Annotated in this window: 11 protein-coding genes; 8 read left to right on the top strand and 3 right to left on the bottom strand. The window is 71.2% G+C overall.

Annotation, left to right across the window (positions count from 1 at the left end):
* Nucleotides 1-39: 39 nt before the first annotated feature.
* Together QFZ67_RS30890 and QFZ67_RS30895 are read left to right on the top strand one after the other, a co-directional pair.
* Nucleotides 40-819 carry a hypothetical protein gene (locus tag QFZ67_RS30890; RefSeq protein ID WP_307664339.1) on the top strand — a complete coding sequence of 260 codons (780 nt, stop codon included), beginning with the start codon at nucleotides 40-42 and terminating at the stop codon, nucleotides 817-819.
* Nucleotides 820-909: 90 nt separating this feature from the next.
* Nucleotides 910-2001, top strand: coding sequence for a glycosyltransferase family 4 protein (locus QFZ67_RS30895; protein ID WP_307664340.1), 1092 nt, complete (start codon nucleotides 910-912; stop codon nucleotides 1999-2001).
* 54 nt (nucleotides 2002-2055) lie between these two features.
* Here the strand turns inward: QFZ67_RS30895 and QFZ67_RS30900 are convergent, their stop codons facing one another.
* From QFZ67_RS30900 to QFZ67_RS30910, 3 genes are all read right to left on the bottom strand, one after another.
* On the bottom strand, nucleotides 2056-3681 hold the full coding sequence (locus QFZ67_RS30900) for a PucR family transcriptional regulator (RefSeq protein WP_307664341.1): 1626 nt from the start codon (nucleotides 3679-3681) through the stop codon (nucleotides 2056-2058).
* Between the two features lie 138 nt (nucleotides 3682-3819).
* Nucleotides 3820-5217, bottom strand: coding sequence for an FAD-binding oxidoreductase (locus QFZ67_RS30905; protein WP_307664342.1), 1398 nt, complete (start codon nucleotides 5215-5217; stop codon nucleotides 3820-3822).
* Nucleotides 5218-5314: 97 nt separating this feature from the next.
* Complete coding sequence (locus tag QFZ67_RS30910) at nucleotides 5315-7117, bottom strand: glycoside hydrolase family 15 protein (protein WP_307664343.1); 1803 nt, start codon at nucleotides 7115-7117, stop codon at nucleotides 5315-5317.
* 409 nt (nucleotides 7118-7526) lie between these two features.
* Here QFZ67_RS30910 and QFZ67_RS30915 point away from each other — a divergent pair, with 409 nt between their 5' ends.
* The 6 genes from QFZ67_RS30915 (at nucleotide 7527) to QFZ67_RS30940 (ending at nucleotide 15526) form a co-directional block, all read left to right on the top strand.
* Entirely contained in the window at nucleotides 7527-9176 is a 1650-nt protein-coding gene (locus tag QFZ67_RS30915; RefSeq protein WP_307664344.1) for a CTP synthase, read from the top strand.
* An 85-nt stretch (nucleotides 9177-9261) separates the two neighbouring features.
* Nucleotides 9262-9888, top strand: a complete 627-nt coding sequence (locus tag QFZ67_RS30920; RefSeq protein WP_307664345.1) for an NUDIX hydrolase — start codon at nucleotides 9262-9264, stop codon at nucleotides 9886-9888.
* Nucleotides 9889-10083: 195 nt separating this feature from the next.
* Nucleotides 10084-12129 (top strand): tetratricopeptide repeat protein, encoded by a 2046-nt coding sequence (locus QFZ67_RS30925; protein ID WP_307664346.1) that lies wholly within the window; start codon nucleotides 10084-10086, stop codon nucleotides 12127-12129.
* Nucleotides 12130-12272: 143 nt separating this feature from the next.
* Nucleotides 12273-13388 carry an alanine dehydrogenase gene (gene ald, locus QFZ67_RS30930; RefSeq protein ID WP_307666029.1) on the top strand — a complete coding sequence of 372 codons (1116 nt, stop codon included), beginning with the start codon at nucleotides 12273-12275 and terminating at the stop codon, nucleotides 13386-13388.
* 414 nt (nucleotides 13389-13802) lie between these two features.
* Nucleotides 13803-14951, top strand: a complete 1149-nt coding sequence (locus QFZ67_RS30935) for a ParA family protein (protein ID WP_307666030.1) — start codon at nucleotides 13803-13805, stop codon at nucleotides 14949-14951.
* On the top strand, nucleotides 14936-15526 hold the full coding sequence (locus tag QFZ67_RS30940; RefSeq protein WP_307664347.1) for a hypothetical protein: 591 nt from the start codon (nucleotides 14936-14938) through the stop codon (nucleotides 15524-15526). Before QFZ67_RS30935 ends, QFZ67_RS30940 begins: the two co-directional genes overlap by 16 nt.
* Nucleotides 15527-15554: the final 28 nt, after the last annotated feature.

The following is a 15554-nucleotide window of genomic DNA, read 5'->3' on the forward strand; positions in this document are numbered from 1 at the left end:
GCGGAGGGCCGACCGGTGGCCCGCCCTAGGGTGGGTCGTATGCGAGCAGCCCAGAACCCCGGGCCCGGTGGCCGTGTTGCCGCGTTCGTCACCGCCCTCGGCGCGACTCGCGGCGTCTACGAAGCGCTGCGTAGGCGGGCGCCGGGAGATCCCACCCAGTGGCAGCGCAAGAACTACGCGGGCCGCACCGTCGACCTCTACGCCGGGCCCGCCGCGGCGGTCGGAGCCGCGCTCGGGACCGTTCCGGCCCGGACCCGGGGCGCGGCAGGGCTCGCGGTGGTCGTGGCCGGGGCGTGCGGGGCGTACGACGACATCGCCGGGGCCGGTGACCCGCGCCGTGGGTTCCGGGCGCATCTGGCCGCGCTACGGCAGGGAGAGGTGACCAGCGGGGCCGTCAAACTGTTCGGGATCGGGGCCGCCGGGCTGGCCGCGGGCGCGCTGCTCAAGGAACGGCCGGCCGACAAGCTCCTCGCCGGGATCGTGATCGCCGGCACCGCGCACCTCGTCAACCTCGTGGACGTCGCCCCGGGGCGGGCGGCCCTCGCCGTGCTCGGCATCGGCGCACCCGGGCTGCTGCGGCGCGGCGGCGCGGGCGCCCTCGCAGCGGCGCCCATGGGAGCCGCCGCCGCGATCCTCACCGAGGACCTGGGTGAGCGGACCATGATCGGCGACACCGGCGCCCACGCCCTGGGCGCGGCCCTCGGCGCCGCGATCGCCGCGGGCAACGGCCGCGCGGGACTGGCCGTTCACGCGGCGGGTCTGATCGCGGCGGCGGCCCACGGGGACGAGGTCAGCCGACTTGCCGGTTCCCCCATGTGAGTGATCCCGCGACACGGCCGCCCGGTACCTGACACGGCGGCGACATCCTGACGGTGCCGGAACGTGCGTACGGGCTGGCATCCTTGGCGCGTGACACAGCTGCGTACGGTCCAGGTGCTGGGCGGCGGCAGTGCGGGCAGCAGCGCGCACGTCAGGTCGCTGGCCGCGGGGCTGGTGGCACGGGGCGTGCGGGTGACGGTGTGCGCGCCCGCCGAACTGGAGCACGTCTACGACTTCCCGGGCGCCGGGGCGCACTTCGCGCCCGTGCCGCGGCGGAGCGACCCGGCGGCGGTCGGGGCGCTGCGCGTGGCGTGCGCGGGGGCGGACGTGGTGCACGCACACGGGCTGCATGCCGCCGTACGCACCACGCTGGCGCTCAGGGGGCAGCACGTACCCCTCGTCGTCACGTGGCACACGCGCACCCACGACGACGCGGCGCGGGCGCGTGGCCGGTTGCTGCAGCTGCTGGAGCGAAGGGCCGTGCGGGCGGCGGCAGTTGTGCTCGGCACCTGCTCCGAGCTGGTCGACAGGGCACGCGTCCGCGGCGCCCGTGACGCCAGGCTCGCACCGGTCGCGGCACCGGCGCCGCGGGGCTGGGCGGACGCGATCGAGGGCAAGGCCCGGGCCGAACTGGGCGTGGTGGACCAGCCGTTGCTGATGGCCGTCGGCAGCCTGGAGCCGCGCCGGGGGTACGGGACGCTGCTGGACGCGGCGCGGTTGTGGCGGGGCCTGGACCCGATGCCGCTGGTGGTGATCGCGGGGGAGGGGCGGGAACGGGGCGCGCTCCAGCGCCGCATCGAGGCGGAGGATCTGCCGGTGCGGCTCATCGGCCGCCGCGACGACATCGCCGACCTGCTCTCGGCGGCGGACGTGGCCCTGCTCACGAGCCGCTGGGAGGCCCGCTCCGTGCTCGCCCAGGAAGCACTGCGCCTGGGCGTCCCGCTGGTCGCGACGGCGGTCGGCGGCGTGCCGGAACTGGTGGGCGAGGCGGCGGAACTGGTCCCGTACGGCGACGCGGCCGCGCTGGGCGAGGCCGTGGCGCGGCTGCTGGGGGACGCGGGGCGGCGGGAGGAACTCGTGGCGGCGGGGCGGGCGCAGGCAGGGACGTGGCCGACGGAGGACGACACGATTGCGCAGGTGCTGAGCGTGTACGACGAGGTGGTGGCGGGGCGGGGCGCCTGACCCCGGAGCGCAGCCCGACGCCGCGCCCACGCACCCCCCGGGCCCGTCTCACCCTCACAGCACGTGACGCCTCGCCCTCAGTGCCAGGCTCAGGGCCAGCACCGTCTGGGGGTCGTCCAAGTCCGTGCCCAGGAGTTCGGAGATGCGGGCCAGACGGTTGTACAGCGTCTGGCGGTTCAGGTGGAGCTCGCGGGCCGTTTCCGCCTTGCGGCCCGCGTGGGCCAGGTACGTCTGCAGCGTGGGGAGCAGCGGCGGACGGGACGTCGCGTCGTGGTCGCGCAGCGGGCCGATCGCGCGGTCCACGAAGGCCGCCAGGTCCGGGTGGTCCCGTAGGCGCCACAGCAGCAGGTCGATGTCCAGGCGGCGTGCGTCGTACCACGGGCGGTCGGACAGGCCCTGCGCCGCCGTCGCCGTTTCCGCCGCGTGGCGCAGGCCCGCCGATGCCGCCGCCCAGCCGCCCGCCATGCCGGCCACCACGACCGGCGGGTGCGCGCCGGCCCTCTCCAGGCCCGCCCGTTCCACGCCTGCCCGCAGCGCCGCCGCGACCCGGTCCGCGACCGCTGTGCGTTCGGATTCGGAGCGCAGGCCCAGCAGCAGCGGGACCCGGCCCTCCACGGGGCGTACGCCCAGCAGCACCGGTACGCCCACCGAGGACAGCTCCTCCAGTACGGCCCGGGCCAGCAGCGCCCAGTTCCCGGAGGGGGAGAGCTCGGGGGCCAGACGCATGACGACCGGCAGCAGCGGTCCTTCGCCCGGTTTGAAGCCCAGGACGCGGGCCTGGGCCGGCGCGTCCTCCGCCGTGATGCGGCCCTCCGCCAGGTCCGTCAGGAAGTCGCCGCGGCCGCGTGCCGCCAGTTCCTCCTCCTGGCGGGCCTGCATCAGGACGACCGCCAGCAGCCCGGCCGCCCGCTCCGCCGCCATCCGGTGCACCGTGAGCAGCGGGGAGCCGACGGACAGCAGCACCAGCCGGGCGCGCACCGAAGCCGCACCCTGCCCGCCCCCGGGGACGTCCACCAGGACCGTTCCGGCCGGCGGGGACTCCCGCACGGCCCGCTGCCCGCGCAGCCCGTCCCACACCTGGAGCGGATCCGCACCGGCCTGCCCCGACTCGGAGCCTGCCGCGTACAGCAGTTGCCCGTCCGCCGTCTCCAGGAAGACCGGGTTCGCGGTGAAGTCCGCGAGGATACGGAGCACTTGGGGCACCCCGCCCCCGCCGAGCAGTGCGTCCGTACACCGCCGGTGCACATCCTCGGCCTGCCGCAGCAAGGCGTAGTGCCCATTGACGATCTCGGTGTGGATCTCCTCCGTCACCGAGACGAAGGCGACCTCGCGATGCAGCTGCACCAGCGGCAGCCCGGCCGCCCGCGCCGTCTCCACGATCGCCGCGGGCAGCCGGTCGAAGCGCGGCCCGAGCTCCACCACCAGCGCGGCGATCCCGCGGTCGGCGAGCCGCCGTACGAAGGCACGCTGCTCGGCCGGCCGGGTGCCCAGGCCCAGGCCCGTGGTGAGCAGCAGCTCGCCGCCCTTCAGCAGCGAGGCGATGTTCGGCACCTCGCCGGCGTGCACCCAGCGCACCGTGCGCTGCAGCCGGTCCGCGCCGGCGACGACCTCCGGAAGCCCGCCGCGCAGCCCGGGCAGCTCCAGCGCCCGCTGCACCGTGATTCCGCCTTGGGTCTCCACTGACTCTCGCCTCGCGATTTCACTCGGGCCGGACGGGTGGCGCCGCCTTCGACGAAGGGCGGCGTCGCCCAGGATTCGGACGCTACCGTGCCGGCGCGCGTGGGCGATTGCCAGGCCCCCTGACGGATACGGCGGGTGTCACGCGCCGTTCGGCGAGGCCGGTTGGATGTTGTGGTTCAGCCGGAACACATTGTCGGGGTCGTACTCGGCCTTGACCGCGGCGAGCCGCTTGTAGTTGTCGGTGCCGAAGCTGGACATCACCCGCTCCCGGCCCTCCTGCCCGATGAAGTTGAGATACACCGTGCCGCTGGACCAGGTCGCGAAGTCGGCCCGGACGTCGCGGACCCACCGCTTGCCGCGTTCGTCGTCCATCGGGCTGTCCCAGATGCCGAAGGGATGGACGGCCCACGGCGATGCGCGCCAGGGCACCGGATAGTCCGCCCGGCCCCTCGCCACAGCGCCCCCCACCGGGAAGAGGATGTGCTGCGAATTCGAGGGCACCGGCATGGCGGAGGCATGGGAGCAGAAGACCTCCACGGCCTCGTCCGGGAAGCTCCCCAGGTACTCGGCGGACCAGTAGTTCCGCAACCCGGGCGGGTCGTCGAGCATGCACTGCAGTTCCGCGTACGGGAGCTCCGCGATCACCTCGCCCTCATGACCGAGCCTCAGCAGCGGCTCGGTGACCTCGCGGGCCTCCGCCTCCCTGCCCGCGTAGGTGACCAGGGCAACGAGCATGAGCTCGCCCACCAGCTGCTCGGGGACGAACGGCTCCGGCGGCCCGGTGAGGTAGATGCAGCCACCGCCGGCCTCATCCGGGGCGGATTCCCCGAAGTCGCGGAAGGCTTGCAGCACTTGGGGTCCGGCCTCAGGCCGGAACACCAGCATGACCATGCTCATCGCGGGCAGCTCGTGCAGTTGCAGGGTGATCGAGGTGGCCACGCCGAAGTTGCCGCCGCCGCCGTGCAGCGCCCAGAACAGCTCCTGGTTCTCGTCCTCACTCGCGTGCACCGTGCTGCCGTCGGCGGTCACCAACTCGACGGCGATGAGATTGTCGCAGGCCAGTCCGTACTTGCGCTCCAGCCAGCCCGATCCGCCGCCCAGCGTGAAGCCGCCCACGCCGGTGGTCGACGCGCGTCCGCCCGTGGTTGCCAGATCGTACGGCTGTGTCGCGCGGTCGAGGTCGCTCATGGTGGCGCCGCCGCCGATGCGTGCCGCACGGGATCCGGCATCGACGATCACGGTGTGCATCCGGCGCAGATCGATCACGATCCCGCCGTCGGTCAGCGACATGCCCGCGACACTGTGGCCGCCGCCGCGGACCGCCATCTCCAGTTCCTGATCTCTCCCGAAGCGGATCGCCCGGGCCACATCCGCCTGCGTCTCGCACTGGGCGATCACGGAGGGCCGCCGGTCGATCATGCCGTTGAAGACCGCGCGGGCCTCGTCGTATCCCTTGTCACCAGGGGTGATTGCTTCCCCGGTCAGTTCTTGGCGGAAACGGGCCAGAGCCGTGTCCGCTATGTCTTGGGGCGCCATAGTGGCCCCCTTTCGAGGGCGCGACAGGACTTTCTCATCGTAGTCCCGCGGGGCGGGACGTGATCAGTCGGGAGAAGGGCCCAGCCGCGCCGCCCGGCTACCCTCCGTACGCCCCTGAAGCCGTCAGCCGCAGCGCCGTGTCGATCAGTGGGACGTGGCTGAACGCCTGCGGGAAGTTCCCCACCTGACGCTGGAGCTTCGGATCCCACTCCTCGGCCAGCAGCCCCAGGTCGTTACGGAGCGACAGCAGCTTCTCGAACAGCCGCCGCGCCTCGTCCACCCGCCCGATCATCGCCAGGTCGTCGGCGAGCCAGAACGAGCAGGCGAGGAACGCGCCCTCGTCGCCCTCGAGGCCGTCGACGCCGGCCTCCTCGCCGGCCGTCGGATAGCGCAGCACGAAACCGTCCTCGGTCGACAGCTCCCGCTGGATCGCCTCGATCGTGCCGATGACGCGCTTGTCGTCCGGCGGCAGAAAGCCCATCTGCGGAATCAGCAGCAGCGAGGCGTCCAGCTCCTTGGAGCCGTACGACTGTGTGAAGGTGTTGCGCTCCTTGTCGTAACCCTTCTCGCAGACATCGCGGTGGATGTCGTCGCGCAGCTCACGCCACCGCTCGATCGGCCCGTCCGCGTCCCCGGACTCGATCAGCTTGATGGTCCGGTCGACCGCGACCCAGGCCATGACCTTGGAGTGCACGAAGTGCCTGCGCGGCCCGCGCACCTCCCAGATGCCCTCGTCCGGCTGGTCCCAGTGCTTCTCCAGGTAGCGGATCAGCTTGAGCTGCAGCAGCGAGGCGTAGTCGTTGCGGGCCAGACCCGTCATATGGGCCAGATGCAGCGCCTCGGTGACTTCGCCGTACACATCCAGCTGAAGCTGGTGCGCGGCGCCGTTCCCGACGCGGACAGGGCCGGAGTTCTCGTAGCCGGGCAGCCAGTCCAACTCGGCCTCGCCCAGCTCCCGTTCACCCGCGATCCCGTACATGATCTGCAGGTTCTCCGGGTCGCCCGCGACCGCGCGGAGCAGCCACTCGCGCCAGGCGCGGGCCTCCTCGCGGTAGCCGGTGCGCAGCAGCGACGAGAGGGTGATCGCCGCGTCGCGCAGCCAGGTGTAGCGGTAGTCCCAGTTGCGTACGCCGCCGATCTCCTCCGGCAGCGACGTCGTCGGCGCGGCAACGATCCCGCCCGTCGGCGCGTACGTCAGCGCCTTCAGCGTGATCAGTGAGCGGACCACGGCCTCGCGGTAGGGCCCGTGGTACGTACAGTGCTCGACCCACTCCCGCCAGAAGTCGGAGGTCGCCTCCAGGGAGCCTTCCGGGTCCGGCAGCGCCGGCGGGTGGTGGTGCGAGGGCTGCCAGCTGATCGTGAACGCGATCCGCTCACCGGGAGCGACGGTGAAGTCGGAGTACGTGGTGAGGTTCTTGCCGTACGTCTCGGTCTCGGCGTCCAGCCACACCGAGTCGGGCCCGGCGACGGCGACCGTACGCCCGTCGACCTTGTGGACCCACGGCACCACACGCCCGTAACTGAACCGCATGCGCAGCGCCGAGCGCATCGGCACCCGCCCGCTCACGCCCTCCACGATCCGGATCAGCTGCGGCGCGCCATCGCGAGGCGGCATGAAATCCGTCACACGGACCGTGCCGCGCGGCGTGTCCCACTCCGATTCGAGGATCAGCGAGTCACCGCGGTAGCGGCGCCGGTCGGCCGCCGGGGGCTCGGCCTCCGCGGCGTGCGCCGGGCCGAGCCGCCAGAAGCCGTGTTCCCCGGTGCCGAGCAGGCCGGCGAAAATGGCATGCGAGTCGAAGCGGGGTAGGCACAGCCAGTCCGCTGTGCCGTCCCTGCAGACCAGGGCAGCGGTCTGCATGTCCCCGATGAGTGCGTAATCCTCGATGCGCCCGGCCACGTGCATCTCCAGTCGAACGGCCACGTCCGCCCCGAGGGGCGCTTACTGCAGTCAAGGGTCGTTGACGAGTCCTGCTCGATGCGCTTCGCCCGCGCCCTTGTACATCGCTCGGCAGCGAGTGTCCGAGCAGGATACGACGCACCCTGATGATCCGCGCGGCCCTCCCGACAACCTGAGACGGCCGAACGGGTGAGCCAAGGGTGAGTCCCCGGTGATGGGTGTGCCTATAAGACCATGCGTGGCCGGAAGCGGTCACGCGCTGTCGCTGATACCCTGGTACCCCGTGGACCGGTGGCCGTCCTGTGTGAAACAGGGGCCCCGAAACCGCAGCGACGGCACCCCCCCGAACCCCCTCGGAGGCACGCCGGTACGCACCTCACCTCGCGACCACGGGAGCCCCCTCTTGGCGATGCCGCCCAAATCCATGACGACCAAGCACATCTTCGTCACCGGGGGTGTCGCCTCCTCCCTCGGCAAGGGCCTCACGGCCTCCAGCCTGGGCGCGCTGCTCAAGGCACGGGGCCTGCGGGTCACGATGCAGAAGCTCGACCCGTATCTCAATGTCGACCCGGGCACCATGAACCCGTTCCAGCACGGTGAGGTGTTCGTCACCAACGACGGCGCCGAGACCGACCTGGACATCGGCCACTACGAGCGCTTCCTCGACGTCGACCTCGACGGCTCGGCCAACGTCACCACCGGTCAGGTCTACTCCACGGTCATCGCCAAGGAGCGGCGCGGTGAGTACCTCGGCGACACCGTCCAGGTCATCCCGCACATCACCAACGAGATCAAGCACCGCATCCGCCGCATGGCCACCGACGACGTCGATGTCGTGATCACCGAGGTCGGGGGCACCGTCGGCGACATCGAGTCGCTGCCGTTCCTGGAGACCGTCCGCCAGGTCCGCCACGAGGTCGGCCGCGACAATGTCTTCGTCGTACACATCTCGCTGCTGCCGTACATCGGCCCGTCCGGCGAACTGAAGACCAAGCCGACTCAGCACTCCGTCGCCGCGCTGCGCAACATCGGTATCCAGCCGGACGCGATCGTGCTGCGCGCCGACCGCGACGTGCCGACCGCGATCAAGCGCAAGATCTCTCTGATGTGCGACGTCGACGAGGCGGCCGTGGTCGCGGCCATCGACGCCAAGTCGATCTACGACATCCCCAAGGTGCTGCACACCGAGGGCCTCGACGCCTATGTCGTACGCAAGCTGGACCTGCCGTTCCGCGATGTCGACTGGACCACCTGGGACGATCTGCTGGACCGCGTCCACAACCCCGACCACGAGGTCACGGTCGCACTGGTCGGCAAGTACATCGACCTGCCCGACGCCTACCTCTCGGTGACCGAGGCGCTGCGCGCCGGAGGCTTCGCCAACAAGGCCCGCGTCAAGGTCAAGTGGGTCACCTCCGACGACTGCAAGACCCCGGCGGACGCGCAGAAGCAACTCGGCGACGTCGACGGGATCCTCATCCCCGGCGGCTTCGGCGACCGCGGCGTGACCGGCAAGGTCGGCGCGATCACCTTCGCCCGCGAGAACAAGATCCCGCTGCTCGGCCTCTGCCTGGGCCTGCAGTGCATCGTGATCGAGGCCGCGCGCAACCTCGCCGAGATCCCCGAGGCGAACTCCACCGAGTTCGACGCCGCCACCGCCCACCCGGTGATCTCCACCATGGAGGAGCAGCTGGCGTATGTGGAGGGCGCGGGCGACCTGGGCGGAACGATGCGCCTCGGCCTCTACCCGGCGAAGCTCGCCGAGGGCTCGATCGTGCGCGAGGTCTACGGCGACCAGCCCTACGTCGAGGAACGCCACCGCCACCGCTACGAGGTGAACAACGCCTACCGCGCCGAGCTGGAGAAGAAGGCGGGCATCCTCTTCTCGGGCACGTCCCCCGACAACAAGCTCGTGGAGTACGTCGAATACCCGCGCGACGTGCACCCCTACCTGGTCGCCACCCAGGCGCACCCGGAGCTGCGCTCCCGCCCGACCCGCCCGCACCCGCTCTTCGCGGGCCTGGTGAAGGCCGCGGTGGAGCGCAAGACGGGCAAGTAATCGCAGGCGATACGGTTGCCGGGGTACGGGGCTTTTGGGTTCGCCTACCCCGGTTTTCTGTTGTGTGTGGTGGGAGGACTTTTTCATGACCATCAAGGACACGCCCGAGGAGTGGCACGTCGCCGCTACCGCGACGCCTTTCCGGGGCAACAAGACCAGCGTCCGCACCGACGACGTGGTCATGCCCGACGGCACGGTCGCGCGGCGGGACTACCAGGTCCACCCCGGCTCGGTGGCGGTGCTCGCGCTCGACGACACGGGCCGTGTCCTCGTACTGCGTCAGTACAGGCACCCCGTGCGCCAGAGGCTCTGGGAGATTCCGGCCGGCCTGCTGGACGTGCCGGGTGAGAACCCGCTGCACGCCGCGCAGCGCGAGCTGTACGAGGAGGTGCACGTCAAGGCCGAGGACTGGCGGGTGCTGGTCGACGTCTACACCACGCCCGGCGGCTGCGACGAGGCCGTACGGATCTTCCTCGCCCGTGATCTGTCGGAGGCCGAGGGCGAGCGCTTCGAGGTCTCCGAGGAGGAGGCCGACATGGAGCTCGCGCGGGTACCGCTCGACGAGCTCGTACGTGGCGTGCTCGCCGGTGATCTCCACAACAACTGCCTCGTCGTGGGCCTCCTGTCGGCCACCGCCGTACTGGCGGGCGACGGCTTCGATTCGCTGCGCCCGGCCGAGGCCCCCTGGCCCGCCCGCCCCTTCGAGGCCTGAGCGAGGTCCGATCGGGTCCCATCGGGTCCCATCGGGTCCGATCGGGGGCTTTGTTCCGACGACCTGCTGATCCGATTGGGCGATGCCCCCGCCGCGCTCTGCAGGGATCGTCGCAGAGAGTGAACTACGCTCGGAACGCCCGTGCGGAGTCCCGGCGGGCTCGGCTCGTGCGCGGACTGGACGGGAGCGTGGCCCGTGGCGGATCAAGCGGTGGACTCGGGCGGCCGGGCCGGGGCGTCCCGGGACCAATTCTTCGGGCGGCAGCGGGAGTTGAAGTCCCTGCGGGCCGATATCGAACGGGCCGGCCTGAACACCCTGTCCGGACGCAAGGCACCCCGCGCCCGCGTTCTCCTGATCGCCGGGCGGCCCGGATCCGGACGCACCGCACTCGCCGAGGAACTCGCCTTCCGGCTCGCCGACGACTATCCCGACGGGGTGCTGCGAGCCCGGCTGACCGAACCCGGCGGGCGGCGCGTCCCGATGGACTCCGCCGCCCGCGAACTGCTCGACTCCCTCGGCATCGCATCGCCGCCCGGCGCCGACGAGGACGAGCTGACCGAGATGGTCCGCGAGGCGCTCGCGGAACGCCGGACGCTGCTGCTCCTCGACGACGCCGGTGACGCCGAGCAGGTCGACCCGCTGCTGCCCGACAACCCCGACTGCCTGGCCGTGGCGGTCTCCGAGGGGCCGCTGACCGGCATCCCCGACGTACGGCCGTGCACGCTCGGCGGGATGGACGCGAAGTCCGCGATCGAACTGCTCAGCACTTTCACCGGGTCGGTGCGGATCACCGTCGACCCGCAGGCCGCCGAGTCCGTCGCCGAAGAGTGCGGCGGGCTTCCCGCAGCCCTGGTCCTGGTCGGCGGCTGGCTCGCAGGCAGGCCGAGGGCGTCCGTCGCCGACGTGGCCAAGCGGCTGCGGGCACTGCCCGACGACGGGGCGCAGCCCAGGGGCGCAAGGCCGCTGGCCCGGGCCTTCCGGCTGGTGTACGAGTCCTTGCCGCAGTCGGCTGCCCGGATTCTGCGACTGCTGGCCCTCGCGCCCGGCGGGCTCGCCGACGCGCACACCGCGTCCGCGCTGGCCGGCTGCTCGCTCTCGGCCGCCCAGTCCACGCTGGACGACTTCGTCGCCCTCCGCCTGCTGCACTCGGTGGGTGCCCCTCTACCGGAGACAGGGGAAGGGCAGTACGTGGTGCCGGGCTGTCTCCTGCCGATGCTGCGCGCCCTGCTGCAGACACAGGACAGGCCTGCCGAGGTGCAGCTGGCCCGCGCCCGGATGCTGGAGCGAACCGTACGACAGCTGCAGTCCTGCCGTGCCATCACCGAGCCGGACGGTTCCCCGGCGCGCAAGAAGCTGGCCGAGCTGCCGAGCGCGCTGCGTTTTCCGACCGCGCCCGCCGCGGCCGCGTGGCTGAGCGCGCGGCTGCCCGCCCTGCTGGCATCCGCACGCCTGGCTGTCGAGGACGGCGGGCTGGACACCCTGGCGCGCCGGCTGGTTGCGGCGCTGGTCAGGGCACTGGCCGCGCACCGCGGCACCGAGGCCGCCGCTCCCGAGCTCTACGGCCTGCACCAGCTGGTTCTCGGCGTCGCCGCGCGACGCGGGCTGCACCGGGAAGAGGCAGCGGCCCTGCTCAATCTCGCCGATCTGGATGCGCAGACCGGCCGCACCGAGGCGGCGCTGGCCCGCTACCGGGCCGCGCTGGACGCCGGACGGGCCGCGAAGGACCCGTACGCGACCGGCCGCGCGATGGAATCCGTAGGCGGCGCCTACCAGGAACTGGGGGACTGGCAGCGGGCCGCCGACTGGTACGGACGGGCGCTGGCCCAACGCCAGGCGCGCGGCGAGCGGGCCGACGAGGCACGGCTGTACGGCCGGCTCGGCGCCGCGCACACCTACGCCGGCCGGTACGGCGACGCGCTGCGCAGCTGGCGGGCCGCGGTGGCCGGCTACCGCAGAGTCGGCGATCTCCCGTCCCAGGCACGAGCGTTGAGCGAGGCGGCTCGCGTACAGGAATATGCGGGCCGGCCGGAAGAGTCCTTGCACACCTGCAAGGAGGCGGTGGACTGGGCGCGGCAGGCCGGGGACGTACGGCTGCAGGCTGCTCTGCAGCTCAGGCTGGCCGACACCCTCGACCGGCTGGGCGACCCGGCGGCAGCCCGGCTGCACCGTTCCGCTGCGGAAAGACTGCTCGAAGAGGAGGGTTCCACCTACGAAATCCGTAGCACTTCAGCCAAGGATTGATGCTTTGTAAGGCTAGACAGCGAGAAATCCTTCATTAGACTGGCTCCGCCACGTGTTCTCGTGGTGTCATCCGGTGCGTCATGCGTATCCGGGTATGTATGGCAATGCCCCCTGTATCCCCTGAGCCAAGGACCGTGATCGACGTGAAGGTCGGCATCCCCCGCGAGGTCAAGAACAACGAGTTCCGGGTGGCGATCACCCCCGCCGGCGTGCACGAGCTCGTGCGCCACGGCCACCAGGTCTTCATCGAGCAGAACGCCGGTGTCGGCTCCTCGATCACGGATGACGAGTTCGTCGCCGCGGGTGCGCAGATCCTGCCCACCGCCGACGAGGTCTGGGCCATCGCCGACCTGCTGCTGAAGGTCAAGGAGCCCATCGCCGAGGAGTACCACCGCCTCCGCAAGGACCAGACGCTCTTCACCTACCTGCACCTCGCCGCCTCCCGCGAGTGCACGGACGCCCTGCTGGAGTCGGGCACCACCGCGATCGCGTACGAGACGGTGGAGACCGCGAACCGCGCGCTGCCTCTGCTCGCCCCGATGTCCGAGGTCGCGGGCCGGCTGGCCCCGCAGGTCGGCGCGTACCACCTGATGCGTTCGGTCGGCGGCCGCGGTGTGCTGCCGGGCGGCGTCCCGGGCGCGGCGGCCGGCGAGGCCGTAGTCATCGGCGGCGGCGTCTCCGGCTGGAACGCCACGCAGATCGCCGTCGGCATGGGCTTCCACGTCACCCTGCTCGACCGTGACATCAACAAGCTGCGCGAGGCAGACAAGGTCTTCGGCACCAAGGTGAAGACGATCGTCTCCAACGCCTTCGAGCTGGAGAAGGCCGTCGTCGAGGCGGACCTCGTCATCGGCGCCGTTCTCATCCCGGGCGCCAAGGCCCCGAAGCTGGTCACCAACGAGCTCGTCGCCAAGATGAAGCCCGGAAGTGTACTTGTCGACATTGCAATCGACCAGGGCGGCTGCTTCGAGGACTCGCGTCCGACCACTCACGCCGAACCGACCTTCATGATCCACAACTCGGTCTTCTACTGCGTCGCCAACATGCCCGGCGCGGTGCCCAACACCTCCACGTACGCGCTCACCAACGCGACGCTGCCGTACATCGTGGAGCTCGCGAACCGCGGCTGGGTCGAGGCGCTGCGCCGCGACCCCGCGCTCGCCAAGGGTCTCAACACCCATGACGGCCAGGTCGTTTACGGCCCGGTCGCAGAGGCTCACGGCCTTCAGAGCGTCGAACTGAGCGCGCTCCTCGGCTAGGCGTCAACGCGCGTCGTCAACATCAATCCCACGGCCGGACCTTGCCGAGCAAGGTCCGGCCGGATGTGTATCCGACCTTTTTGCGACGCTCGCTCAACTCGCGTCGAACGTAACCCTTTAGCCGTTTCGCGCACCACCGAAACCAGAGGGCCAGGTCACGCCGGAAGTCCTGAGCACTCTTGACAGAAGGGTGTTCGGTTGCCGACACATCGGGCCGGGTCCGGCGGATTGTGTTGCTGCGGACCGGTGACACGCCATAGAGTCGCCAACCGTCGGCATGGTGCCACGCTGACCTATCGATAAAGTTTCCTGGTCACGTCCAAGGAGGTAAGACGACTTGTGAATGAGTCGACATTTACTCCCGGGGGTGGTCAACCAGGTATTCCCCCCCGACGCCCTGGGGGCGTGGGGGAGGTGCCCCCAGCGAGGGGCCGAGTCCCGTCAACAGAGCAGCCCGGGCTCGAGGCTGTCGGCTCCGTCGCTGTCCGAACCTCCGCGACACGCCAGCACACGACGCACATCACGACAGCCCACACGATGAAGATGATGGACGGCCAACACGTGAACGCCATGGCCGGCAACGAGAGTGGCCGAGAGTCCACCCACTTCGCCGCCTACGAGGAAGTCCCCGAGGGGCACTTCTACGACCCAGACGCCGAGTACGAGCCAGACCCCGAGTACGCGGCCACCCTCGCCCCTGACGCCGCGCGTCAGCGCCGCGAGCGGATCGGCCCCACCGGGCGGCCCCTGCCGTACTTCCCGATCCCGGGCCCGCTGACCGACCACGGTCCCGCGAAGATCATCGCGATGTGCAACCAGAAGGGCGGCGTCGGCAAGACGACGTCGACCATCAACCTGGGCGCCGCGCTCGCGGAGTACGGACGGCGTGTGCTGCTCGTCGACTTCGACCCGCAGGGAGCCCTGTCGGTCGGCCTCGGCGTCAACCCGATGGAGCTCGACCTCACCGTCTACAACCTGCTCATGGAGCGGGGCATGGCGGCGGACGAGGTGCTCCTGAAGACCGCGGTGCCCAACATGGACCTGCTGCCGAGCAACATCGATCTCTCGGCCGCGGAAGTGCAGTTGGTGAGCGAGGTCGCGCGCGAGTCGACCCTTCAGCGCGCGCTGAAGCCGCTGATGTCGGACTACGACTACATCGTGATCGACTGTCAGCCGTCGCTGGGCCTGCTCACGGTGAACGCGCTGACCGCCGCGCACAAGGTGATCGTGCCGCTCGAGTGTGAGTTCTTCGCACTGCGCGGGGTGGCGCTGCTGACCGAGACGATCGAGAAGGTCCAGGAGCGGCTCAACCCCGACCTGGAGCTCGACGGCATCCTCGCCACGATGTACGACTCGCGCACGGTGCACAGTCGTGAGGTGCTGGCGCGGGTGGTCGAGGCCTTCGACGACCACGTCTACCACACGGTGATCGGGCGGACCGTGCGCTTCCCGGAGACGACGGTCGCCGGTGAGCCCATCACCACGTACGCATCGAACTCCGTCGGCGCCGCCGCTTACCGTCAGCTCGCCAGGGAGGTGCTCGCCCGGTGTCACGCCGAGTGAGTCTGCCCGGGGCCGACGAGCTGTTCCGTACGACCGGGGGCATGGCGCTGCAGGCTTCCTCCCCTGCGTCGCAGCGCCGCAAGGCGAACGGCGAGCCGAGGGTGCCGGCGCCGGCGGGGGAGAGCGATCCGGCCGGCGATGGCGCGTCCGAACCGTCCTCGTCCGCCACTTCGTCCACCTCGTCGTCGGAGGAACACTCCACGGCGGACGCGGACTCCTCCGCGGAGGGGCGCAGCCGGGGGGCCGAAGCCGAAGCAGTGCCGAAGGCCCGTCGCCCGCAGGAGGCGGCCTCAGCGGGAGCCGCCGCCGTTTCGCCGACCGGACAGACGCGCCGCCGGGGGCGTGGCGCGAACCGCCGGCCCAGCGGCCGCGAACGGCACGACGAGAAGATCACGGTCTATGTCTCGGCCGAGGAACTGATGGACCTCGAGCATGCGCGGCTGGTGCTGCGTGGCGAGCACGGGCTGGCCGTCGACCGCGGGAGGATCGTCCGCGAGGCGGTGGCGGTGGTACTGGCGGATCTTGAGCAGCGCGGCGAGGCGAGCATTCTCGTACGACGTCTGCGCGGGCGCTGACGGTAGCCTGCGCGCTGCCCTGCCTGCT

The sequence above is a fragment of the Streptomyces sp. V1I1 genome (assembly GCF_030817355.1).
Taxonomy (GTDB): Bacteria; Actinomycetota; Actinomycetes; order Streptomycetales; family Streptomycetaceae; genus Streptomyces.

What these genes read in the sequence shown, in the direction of transcription:
- QFZ67_RS30920 (WP_307664345.1), top strand. Translation starts at nt 9,262, where the DNA reads ATGACCATCAAGGACACGCCCGAGGAGTGGCACGTCGCCGCTACCGCG.
- QFZ67_RS30905 (WP_307664342.1), bottom strand. Translation starts at nt 5,217, where the DNA reads ATGGCGCCCCAAGACATAGCGGACACGGCTCTGGCCCGTTTCCGCCAA.
- QFZ67_RS30915 (WP_307664344.1), top strand. Translation starts at nt 7,527, where the DNA reads ATGCCGCCCAAATCCATGACGACCAAGCACATCTTCGTCACCGGGGGT.
- QFZ67_RS30890 (WP_307664339.1), top strand. Translation starts at nt 40, where the DNA reads ATGCGAGCAGCCCAGAACCCCGGGCCCGGTGGCCGTGTTGCCGCGTTC.